The organism is Kribbella sp. NPDC049174, from assembly GCF_043197365.1.
Taxonomy (GTDB): Bacteria; Actinomycetota; Actinomycetes; order Propionibacteriales; family Kribbellaceae; genus Kribbella.
Map to the genome: position 1 here is coordinate 670,600 of NZ_JBICSZ010000001.1, position 10,673 is coordinate 681,272.

Genomic DNA, 10,673 nt, shown 5'->3' on the forward strand with positions numbered 1-10,673 from the left:
GGGCTAACGCTGCAGGCCGGCCTTGTGCCTCTCGAGCAGGCTCAACGCTGCCGCCGGCGGTTGCGTCGTCGCCGCGAGCCGCGTCGCCGCGGCAGTGTCGAGCACCGGTTTGGTGGTGGTGAAAAGCCAGGTCTGGAACAGACTGTCCAGCTGCTGTCCCGAGATCTTCTCGGCCAGTGCGATGAACTGGTCGGTGGTGACGTTGCCGTTGCGCTGGGTCTTCGCCCAGGTCCGCAGGATCTGGAAGAAGTCGTCGTCGCCGACGGCCAGCCGGAGCTGGTGCAGCGTCATCGCGCCGCGGGCGTAGACCGCGAAGTCGAACAGGTTGTCCGGCCCGGGGTCGCCGATCGTCAGGTTCCAGAACGGGTGGTCGGCCGGGAACAGGTTGTAGAAGAAGTCGAAGTTCTCCTGCGCGGTGCCGAGTCCCTCGCGGTCGCTCCACAACCATTCGGCATACGTGGCGAATCCTTCGTTCAGCCAGATGTGCTGCCAGCGGGCCAGCGCGACGCTGTCGCCGTACCACTGGTGGGCGAGCTCGTGGACGATCACACTCTGGCCGGAGAACGTGTCGGTGAAGAAGTCCCGCGCATAGATCGGGCGGGTCTGGTTCTCCAGTGCGAACCCGAGGCCGTCGACATCGTCGACGATCCCGCCGGACGCCGAGAACGGATAGCGCCCGAACGTGTCCGAGAGGAACCCGAGAATCTCGCTCTGCCGGGCGAACGAGGCCTCGACGACCTCACCGGTGGTCGGTGGCGCGTCCGCTGCCGTGCCGGTGATCCAGTCGTTCGGGTTGGGGATGCTGCCGGCCGGCGGACCGGGCACCGTCCAGCCGTCGAGCGGATCGGCGTCGGCCTCGAAGGACGTCGTACCGGCGCCGGTGGAGACGACGACGTCGTCCACGAACACGCCCGGAAGCTGGATCGCGTCGTCGCTGGCATAGGTGATCGACACCTCGACGTTCTTGCCCGCGTACGCCGACAGGTCGACCTTCCACTGCTCGTACCCGTCGCTGCGGCCGCTCGCCGCCCACCAGGATCCGCTCGACCCCGTTGCGGTGCAGCTGCCGTCGGGCTGAGCTGTCTGGTAATGCGTGAGGAATGGGTGCAGCTCGAGCCAGAACGGGCAGACGAGGCCGGTGTCCTGGCTGGTGTGGCCGTTGAGGTCGCGCAGTGTGGTCCAGTTGTCCTGGCCGACCGTGTGCGCCTCGACGAACGCGTAGTCCCAGCCTGGCTCGGTGTCGCGAGTGATCCAGAACGACAGGTCCCCGCCTGCGGCCGGCACACTGATCGTCCGCGCCAGCCGCTTGTACGACGCCTCGTTCGCGTCGACCCGCTGGGACAGGGCGTACCGCTGCCCGGTCCGCGGTGTGGCCTCGTCGAAGAGGTCGGGATCGAAGGCATCCCAATAGCGCACGCCTTGCCGCTGATAGGCGCGCACATCGAACTGCCCGATCGTCGCGGTGGTCAGGTACGACGCCATCGGCTCCTTGGCGTCCCAGATCCAGGTGGTCCAGCCGTGTTTGGTGCGCTTGTCCTTCAGTACGCCGTTCGCGATCGCCTCGAGCCCGGCCGGAACCGCGATCCGGAAGGTGTACGCCGCCTTGTCGATCGGGTGGTCGTTCACCGGGTACCAGGTGTCGGCCACGTGCGGTTCGCCGATCACCACGGTGCCGTCGTCGGTGTGGACGAACCCACTACCGTCGCTCAGGGTCTGCGGGATGCCGTCGTACCGGATCACCGTGGTGAAGTCCTTCGACCGGGGCAGTCCGTGGCGTGGCTTCACGGTGAGCTCGTCGGCCGCGCGGGACCAACTCGCCGACCGGCCGTTGACCGTGATCGAGCGAACGGTGAGGCCCTGCAGGTCCAGGTTGAAGCGGGACAGGTTCTGGGTCGCGCGAGCGTGGATGGTGGCGACGCCGGTGAGCCGGTCGGTCGCCGGTGCGTACTTCACGTCCAGCAGGTAGTGCTTGACGTCGTACCCGCCGTTGCCGTCGGTGCTGAAGTACGGATCTCCAGCCCCCACCGCCCCCGGCGAATAACGTGGCGCGTGATTGGTCGCCGGCGCCGTCCCCGTCCCCAGACCGAGGCTCAGCGCCGTGACCAGCGCTCCGGACAGCAGCAGATTCGCTCGTCGGAACATCTTTCCCCCTCGGATGCGCTGTGCAATTTGGTCAACTTTCGACACTAGGAAGCACAGCGCATCCAGGGAAGGGTTCGGCGCAGGTCAGGTCTGTACCAGTACGGCGACCGAGCGTGCCGGGACGGTGACACTGCCGGACGAGGCGGTCCAGGTCGTCTGCTTCACGACCGGGTCCGAGCCCGCAGCCTGGACCGGAGACAGAGCCAGGTTGGCGCCGGCCAGGCCTGGGACCTGCTGGGTGACGGCTGATCCGGTGGTGTTGAAGACGACCAGGACTCCCTTCAGGGCCGGGTCGACATCCGGGCCGACAGTGTCATCGATGCGCATCGTGACCACGCCGGGCGTCGTACCGCTCAACGGGAAGGTGAGTTTCGCGTTGATCAGGTCGGCCGATCCGAGGCGGAACAGGGGTGTGGAGAAGCGGAGCTTCAGCAGGTCCTGGGCCGCCGCGCTCGCCGTCGCCACCTGGGCTGCGGTGGGTTTGAGGGCCGGGTCGGCCAGCAACGGTTTCATGTAGGGCCACTTGGCCTCGTTGTCCGGCTTGGGCGGCAGGCCGTGGCCGAAGCCGTTGTCCGCGCCGGTCCAGTCGAGGGTGTTGAACCAGTCACCGGAGTCGTACGAGTTCCGGTCCAGCGACTTGCTCCGCAGCATGTCCGCGCCGGCGTGCCAGAACGACGGGGTCTGCGCCAGCGCGGTCGTTGCCAGTGACACCGTGTTCATCCGGATCCGGTCCGGCATGGTCAAGGCCGTCGGCAGCTTGTACGTCAGCGCGTCCCACAAGGTTTCGTTGTCGTGGGCATCGACGTACGTGATCACCTCGTCCGGCTGGTCGGCGTACCCGGCCGGACTGCCGTTGTAGTCGACAGCGTCACCGCGGACGACGGCCCCGGTCTCGGCGGAGCGGAACGTGAACCCGCGCAGGTTCGCGGCCAGTCCGAGCTGGACGAGATCGGTGTCGTGGGCGAGGCGCTTCGCGCGATCCGCGGGGGAGCCGTTGACCGGGTCTCCGTTCGGATCGCTCGCGGCGCCGGAGCCGAAGCCCTGGATCCGCGGGTTCTCGTCGAACGGGCCGCCGCCGCGGACACCGTCACGCAGCCGGTCCGAGAACGTCCCGATGCCGGTGCCGCCGAGGTTGCCCTGCCGGGCCTGGACGAACAGCGCGTCGTTCGCGACCTCGCCGAAGTTCCAGCCCTCGCCGTACACGTAGACGCTCTTGCCGTCGACGCCGTCCTTGGCCAGGGTCAGCTTGTCCAGCGCGGCCCGGACCTTGAGCATGTTCGCCTTGCTGTGGTGGCCCATCAGGTCGAAGCGGAAGCCGTCGACCCGGTAGTTGCGGGCCCAGCTGACCGTGCCGTCGACCATGATCTTCTCGGCCATCGAGTGCTCGGTGGCGATGTTGCTGCAGCAGGTCGACGTCTCCACCTTGCCGGTCGCGTTCAGCCGCTGGTAGTAGCCCGGCACGACCTTGTCCAGCACCGACGTCGGCGCCTGACCGGCGGCCGGCGTGTGGTTGAAGACCTGGTCCAGTACGACGCGCAGCCCGGACTTGTGCAGTCCGCCGACCATCGTGCGGAACTCGGCGACCCGGGCCAGACCGTCGCGCTGGGTCGCGTACGAGCCTTCCGGCGCGAGCCAGTGGAACGGGTCGTAACCCCAGTTGAAACCGTCCTTCGCCGCGACCGCGGTGACGCAGGCCTGCTGCTGGTCGGAGTCGGGCGGGAACGACTTCAGGTCACAGGCCGGCGACTGCTGGCCGGTCTCCGGGATGGACGCGATGTCGAAGGTCGGCAACAGGTGGACCGTGTTCAGACCGGCGGACGCGAGTGACCGCAGGTGCTTCGTGCCGTTGCCCTCGTCGGCGAAGGCGAGATACGTGCCGCGGTGTGCGGCCGGCACAGTCGTGTCGTTGATCGAGAAGTCCCGGACATGCAGTTCGTAGATCGTCGAATCGACCGCCCGGGGCAGATTCGGTGCCGGTGTCTTCGACCACAGCGCCGGCTTCCCGGCCGGATCGTTGAGGTCGACCGCGACCGAGTGCGTCGAGTCGGTGGTGAGTGCGAGCGAGTACGGGTCGGTGACGACGTTCGTCTCCACCTCGCCCGTCGACGGTGCGAACACGGTCACCTGATAGCGGTACGCCGCGTTCTTCCACGACCGCGGCCCACTGGCGACCCACGAGCCGTCGTCGTTGCGGTGCATGGAGATTGTCTGCGATCCGACCAGCAGACTGACCTTTTGGGCGGTGGGCGCCCAGAGCGTGAACCGAGGTGTCCCGCCCTGCCACGTCACGCCGTACGAGCGGTTCGTCGCCGAGCCGCCGTACAGGTCGTCGAGGACGCCGGGGATCTGTACGCCGGTCGCGTCGAGCAGCCGGCCCGTGTCGTCGTACTGCGCCAGACCGAGTTGTCCGGTCAGGATCTTCCGGGCGTCGGCCTTGCCGAGTCTGAGTGCCGTGTAGCCCTTCAGCGCCGGGAACTTGGCCAGAACGGAGGCTGGTATCCCGGCCGAGTCGTAGCGGAGTCCGGCCGACATACCGCCGATGTCGTCCGCGTCGACCTTGAGCGAGCCGTCGTACGACCAGTGCAGCCGCCAGCGGGACCGCTCCGGGTGTGCGACCGCCGGTACGGCGAGGAGGTCCTTGGTGAGCCAGTAGGCCTTGGCCTGGCTCAGGTCAGGCTGGGCGCCCGGTGTGGACGTCGTGACCGTCAGCACGTGGGTCGCAAGGACGTAGGAGAAGGTGACGACCAGCCCGTCCGCCGGCACGGTGATCGGAATGTTGTTGGCCGGATAGCTCTCGTCCCAGGACAGGTTGTGCGCGACCTTCGCCTCATAACTGCCTGCTCCGATCTCGCTCGTCGACCACGTGTACGTGCCGTCGCCGTCCTGGTCCGTCAGCCAGGGTCGCATGCAGGCCGGGTCCCAGTCGTTCGTACAGCCCAGCGCCTTCTGGAAGCTGCCCGGCACGGTGATGATCGGCCCCTCGGCACTGGACGTGACGTAGTGCCGGCCGTGTTCGTAATAGAAGGTGGTCGGGGCACTGGTCGCGGTGTAGGAGATGTTGGCGCCGTTCTGGTTACCGCCGGCGCCGTAGTTCTCGTCCCACGTCTTGTTGATCGCGGCCTTGTAGGCGTGCTCGCCGGCCGGGATCGGATACGTGCCCTTCCAGACCTTGTCTTGCGGGTCCAGCGTCAACTGCGCCTGGTCGCAGTCAGGCGACCAGTCTGCCGGGCAGCCCATCTCACTGTTGTGGTCGCCGGGCACACTGACGTTGGCAGGCTGTACGACGGGCCCTGTCCCGCCACCACCGCCACCTGGCGCCGGTGCATCGCCGACCACGCCGTACGAGCCCGACACCGAGTAGTTGCCGGACGCATCCTTCAGTACGGCGCGGTACTCGAGCAGTGTCCCCTTCGGCAGGCCGGACACGTCCTGGAAGACGCGGTACGGCGCGTTGTCGTCGGAGCCCAGTCGCTGCCACGCCGTCGTACCGACAGGTCGGTATCCGAAGGTCACGGTCACCGAAGTGTTCTCCGGCACCGCTGCCGCGATCTCAGCGCGCCCACCGACCGTCGCACCCAGTTCCGGCGAGCTCATGTAGACAGCAGGCGCCTTGGTCCGGTGGGGGACCTTGTTGGCGGCCTGATACACGGTCACGGACAGCGGCGCCTGGGTGAGCACCACTCTGCCTTCGCGGTCGGTCTTGACCGCCTTCGAGCCGCCGTACACCGGCTTGAGCCAGGTGTTGGGTCCGTACGTCGGGATCGTCGCCGACTTTGCGGTTGTCGCATTGTTGGCAATCACCACGTACTCGACGTTGTCGTTACCGAGTCGGCTGAACGCGTACAGCCCGCCGGCGTTCGACGAGTACCGGTGGACCTGACGGCCGTCGGCGAGCGCCGGGTACTTCGCCCGCAGCTTCTGCAGCGCCGCGATGTGCTTGTACATCGGCGCGTTGACGTCGTACCGGTCCTGGCTGCCGATCGTCGTCGTACCGGTGCCGTCGACGATCTCGTCGTCCTTGTAGTCCGTGGTCTGCGTCGCGAACATGTCCTGCCGCGCGTCCTTGTCACCACCGGCGCCGGTGAAGCCCTGCTCGTCGCCGTAGTAGATGACCGGCTGGCCGCGGGTCAGGAACATCAGCGAGTGCGACAGCTTGTCACGTGCCAGCAGCTCCTGCCCGGCCGCGCCGTCCTGCTTGAGGAACGTGCCGACCCGGCCCATGTCGTGGTTGCCGAGGAAGGTCGGCAGTTGGTACGCGTTCGAGTCGGCGTCGGTGTAGTAGTCGTCGTTCGCGTAGAGGTCGCGCAGCTTCGTGCTCGGGTCGCCCTTGGCGAACGCGACCGCGTTCTGCTGGAAGCCGAAGTCGAGCGTCGCCTGCAGCGCGCCCTGCGTGGTGTACGTCGACATGAACTTCGGGTCGGCGTCGAACACCTCGCCGAACATGAAGAAGTCCTTCGACCCCGCACCCTGCGCCGCGGCCAGGACCGCGGGGGAGAACTTCTGCCAGAACTCCATGTTGACGTGCTTGACCGTGTCGATCCGGAACCCGTCGATCCCGAACTCGGCCCAGGTCTTGTAGACGTCGGTCATCCCGTCGCGGACCTTCGGCTGCTCGGTGAACAGGTCGTCCAGGCCGACGAAGTCGCCGTACTCCGCCGATTCGCCGGCGAAGGTGGAGTCGCCGCGGTTGTGGTACAGCGTCGGGTCGTTCAGCCAGGCCGGCACCTTGACGGTCGCGTCGGCCGGCGTCCGGAAGACGGGGACGTTCGGGAACGAGGTGTTCGGGTCCAGCGGCGGGAAGGTGTCGCCGGCGGCGTACACCTTGTCGTCGAAGACATTGCCGTTGGCATCCTTGTACGGCGAGGTGGACTTCGGGATGTAGCCGTACTGGCCGGACTCGTACGCGATCACGTCCGCGGTGTGGTTGGTGATGATGTCGAAGAAGACCTTCATCCCCTTGCCGTGGGCCAGGCTGATCAGCTGCTTCATGTCCGCGTTGGTGCCAAGGTGCGGGTCGATCTGGGTGAAGTCGGTGATCCAGTAGCCGTGGTACCCGGCGCTCACGTCGGCGCCGGCACCCTGCACGGGCCGGTTCTTGAACGACGGCGTGAGCCAGATGGACGTCGTACCGAGGGACTTGATGTAGTCGAGCTTCTGGATCACGCCGGCTAGGTCGCCGCCGTGGTAGAAGCCCTTGTCCGTCGGGTCGAGGCCGGTGGCGAGGCGGTCGCCGGTCAGGCCGCCGGCGTCGTTGGACGTGTCCCCGTTGGCGAACCGGTCCGCCATCACGAAGTAGAAGCGCTCCTTGGTCAGGTCCTGCCGCAGGCTCGGCGTCGACAACGCCTTGTCCGCCGGGGTCACCGTCGGACCAGCCAGGTCGACCGGCTTCACCGTGACCAGGTGGCTGATGTCGTCGTAGCTGAAGGAGAGCTGGGCCGGTCCCTCGATCCGCAGCGGGATGTTCGGGCCGTTCAGTACGCCGCCGGCGCCGTAGTTCTCGTCCCAGCTGCCGTTGACGGTGACCTTGTACTCGTACGACCCGGCCGGAACGTCGAAGACCTTTGTGTACGGCGCCGCCGCCCCGAGACTGCTCGCCGCACAGCCGGGATCCCAGTCGCCCGCACACCCCAGCTCGCTCTGCAGCGACCCGGCCAGCGTGATCACCCGATCCGCTGCGACCTGCGCGGGCGCCGGTGCCGCCGTACCGAGTCCCAGCACGATCACCGCCGCCGCGGTGAACCCCGCCGTCCATCGCCTGAACCCGCGCATCACGGTCCCCTCCCAGCCGTTGAACCCTGCCGGGGACGCTAGCCCGCGACCTTCACCGTGAGGAGGCCTCGAATGTCACGGTCAGGTCACGAGGCCCGGGAGCGTGGTCTCGATCGGCGTGTGCAGGACAGTGGTGGCCTGCTCGTCGTACGGGGTCGGCTCGGCGTTGAGGATGATCAGGGGTTTGCCGGCCGCCAGTGCGATGTCGCACAGACCGGCCGCGGGGTAGACCTGCAGCGAGGTCCCGACGGCGAGAAACACGTCCGCGCCTTCGGTCGCGGCGACGGCGGCGTCGAGGACGCGCGGGTCGAGCGACTGGCCGAAGGAGACGGTGGCCGACTTGAGGATGCCGCCGCAGACCTCGCAGGCCGGATCCTCGTCGCCGGCTTCGAGGCGGCGGAGTACGTCGGCCATCGGGATGCGACGGGTGCATTCGAGGCAGTCGACGGACCAGACCGTGCCGTGCAGTTCATGGACGATCGCGGCGGAGGAGCCGGCCTTCTGGTGCAGGCCGTCGACGTTCTGGGTGATCAGACCGGTCAACCGGCCCTGGCGTTCGAGGTCGACCAGGGCCAGGTGGCCCGGGTTCGGCTCGGCGGTCCACGCGGGCGCGGCGAGCCGGAACTTCCAGGCCTCGACCCGGACCGCGCGGGAGGCGACGTACTCGTCGATGTCGAACATCGCCTGCGCGGCCGGGTTCTTCGTCCACAGCCCTTGCGGCCCGCGGAAGTCGGGGATCCCGGACGCGGTGGAGATCCCGGCCCCGGTCAGTACGGCGATGTGCTCAGCGTCGATCACGGGTCAGACGGTAGTTGCTTTCCACTCGGTCGACAGCACCGACATCACGATCGAGTCGACCCACTCGCCGTCCCAGAACAGCTCGTCGCGGAGTCGGCCCTCGACCACGAAGCCGGCCTTCTCGTACGCGCGCTGCGCCCGCGGGTTGAACGCGTAGACACCGAGGCTGATCCGGTGCAACCCGATCTCCTCGATGCCGTAGCCGACGATCAGCTTGGTCGCCTCGGTGCCGAGTCCGCGGCCCTGGCCGGACGGGCCGATCAGGATCCGGAAGTTGCAGGACTGGTTGTCCGGATCCCACTCGTTCAGCACCGCCTCGCCGACCACCGCGCCGGTCGCCTTGTCCACGATGGCCAGGTCGAGCCGGTCGGTCTGGTCCTTCCGGGTCCGGTACCACTCCCGGGCCTTCTCCTCGCCGATGTCGCCACGGCTCCCGGTGAACCGGGTCACGTCCGGGTCGGCCATCGCGGCGGCGAGCGCGTCGTAGTCGCCCTCGTCCACAGGCCGCAGGATCACGAGGTCGCCGGTCAACGTCGGCTTGTACGCGAAGTCGGTCACGCCGTGCAGTGTGCCAACCGTCTCGCCCCGAGGGCGACACGTTTTAGCTCAACCGTCGTACGACGAAGCGGGGAGCGTCGGCGGAGACGAGTTCCTGGTTGCGGAGGCGGCACCAGGCCGGGATGTCGGTCGCGGCCGCCGGGTCGTCGGCGAGCACCGTGATCGTGTCGCCGACGGCCACGGACGGTAAGAGTTTCGCCAGTTTGATCACCGGGAGTGGGCAGAGCACGCCGAGACAGTCGAGGTCGGTGTTCACAGGCCTACCTCCGCGCGGATCCGCTGGACGATCCCCGGCAACACCGTCGCGAAGCGGTCGACGTCGTCGTACGTCGTGGTCCGGCCGAGCGAGACGCGGACGTTGCCGTGGGTGAGGACGCCCATCGCCGCGAGCACGTGGGACGGTCGCAGGGTGCTCGACGTACAGGCCGAGCCGCTGGAGACCGAGAAGCCCTCCGCGTCCAGGGCGGTGACGAGGGCCTCGCCGTCGACGTACAGACAGGAGAAGGTGAGCACGTGCGGCAGCCGGTCGTCCGGGTCGCCGACCACCTCGACATCGGCGAGGTCCGCGGCGACGCGGTGCCGGAGTTCGTCGATCCAGGCCCGGTGCTGCTTGTTCAAGTCCGCGGCTTCGGCCTGGCGAGCCTGCAGGGCGGCCGCCGCGGCAAGCGCGTTCGGGATGTCCGGGAACCCGGGGGACAGGCCGTCCTCCCGCTCGTCCATCGGCCAGGCCGGCGTCAGCCGCGTTCCCTTGCGTACGGCGAGCAGCCCCACGCCGGCCGGGCCGCCCCACTTGTGCGCACTCGCGGCCAGCGCCGACCATCCGGCCGGTACGACGTCGTGCCCGATCGACGCGGCCGCGTCGACGAACAGAGGTACGTCGCCACAGGCTTCGGCCGCGGCCTCGATCGGCTGCCGGGTCCCGACCTCATGATTGGCGGACTGCAATGCCGCCACCGCGACGCCTGGTGCACGAACCGCCGCGGTGAACGCCGCCAGGTCGACCCGCCCGCTCGAGTCCACACCGACCTCCAGGCCCGCGGATCCCGCCGTGTGCAGTACGGCGGAATGCTCGACCGCGCTGTGGACAACCGCCGTACCGATCCGCCGCCGCGCTGCCGTGATCGCGGTCAGCCCGGCGTGGATGGCCGCCGTACCGGAGGTGGTCAGGAAGAGCTCGTCCGGGCGCACTCCGACCGCGTCCGCGAGCACCGCCCGGGCGTTGTCCAGGAGCAGCCGCGCGGTCCGTCCCTCGTGGTGCAGCCGGACCGGATCCGCCCAGCCGGAATCGACTGCCGACAGCAACATTTCCCGCGCTGCCGGATGCAACGACTCGGCCGACGCCGCATCCAGATACGCACGCTCGCTCACAGGGGAAACGCTAAGCCCTACCTATGCGCAGGACCGCG

Annotated in this window: 6 protein-coding genes; all 6 read right to left on the reverse strand. The window is 68.2% G+C overall.

All coding sequences use genetic code 11. From position 1 onward, the window contains the following. Positions 1-3 precede the first annotated feature (3 nt). The 6 genes from ACGFIF_RS03110 to ACGFIF_RS03135 all read right to left on the reverse strand — a co-directional run bounded on the left by ACGFIF_RS03110 (position 4) and on the right by ACGFIF_RS03135 (position 10,635). On the reverse strand, positions 4-2,142 hold the full coding sequence (locus tag ACGFIF_RS03110; RefSeq protein ID WP_393150816.1) for a M1 family metallopeptidase: 2,139 nt from the start codon (positions 2,140-2,142) through the stop codon (positions 4-6). A gap of 84 nt (positions 2,143-2,226) precedes the next feature. Beyond that, positions 2,227-7,911 carry a pullulanase-type alpha-1,6-glucosidase gene (gene pulA, locus ACGFIF_RS03115; RefSeq protein WP_393150818.1) on the reverse strand — a complete coding sequence of 1,895 codons (5,685 nt, stop codon included), beginning with the start codon at positions 7,909-7,911 and terminating at the stop codon, positions 2,227-2,229. 81 nt (positions 7,912-7,992) lie between these two features. Beyond that, on the reverse strand, positions 7,993-8,709 hold the full coding sequence (locus ACGFIF_RS03120; RefSeq protein ID WP_393150820.1) for an NAD-dependent deacetylase: 717 nt from the start codon (positions 8,707-8,709) through the stop codon (positions 7,993-7,995). Between the two features lie 3 nt (positions 8,710-8,712). Further along, positions 8,713-9,267 carry a GNAT family N-acetyltransferase gene (locus ACGFIF_RS03125; RefSeq protein ID WP_393150822.1) on the reverse strand — a complete coding sequence of 185 codons (555 nt, stop codon included), beginning with the start codon at positions 9,265-9,267 and terminating at the stop codon, positions 8,713-8,715. A 43-nt stretch (positions 9,268-9,310) separates the two neighbouring features. Continuing rightward, a complete protein-coding gene (locus tag ACGFIF_RS03130; protein WP_393150824.1) occupies positions 9,311-9,523 on the reverse strand; it encodes a sulfurtransferase TusA family protein in 213 nt (70 codons plus the stop codon). Further along, positions 9,520-10,635, reverse strand: coding sequence for a cysteine desulfurase family protein (locus tag ACGFIF_RS03135; RefSeq protein WP_393150826.1), 1,116 nt, complete (start codon positions 10,633-10,635; stop codon positions 9,520-9,522). The genes ACGFIF_RS03130 and ACGFIF_RS03135 overlap by 4 nt, the downstream gene beginning before the upstream one ends. Between the last annotated feature and the right edge of the window lie 38 nt (positions 10,636-10,673).

Coding starts and splice junctions, on each gene's coding strand:
- ACGFIF_RS03110 (WP_393150816.1), bottom strand. CDS start 2,142: ATGTTCCGACGAGCGAATCTGCTGCTGTCCGGAGCGCTGGTCACGGCG.
- pulA (WP_393150818.1), bottom strand. CDS start 7,911: ATGCGCGGGTTCAGGCGATGGACGGCGGGGTTCACCGCGGCGGCGGTG.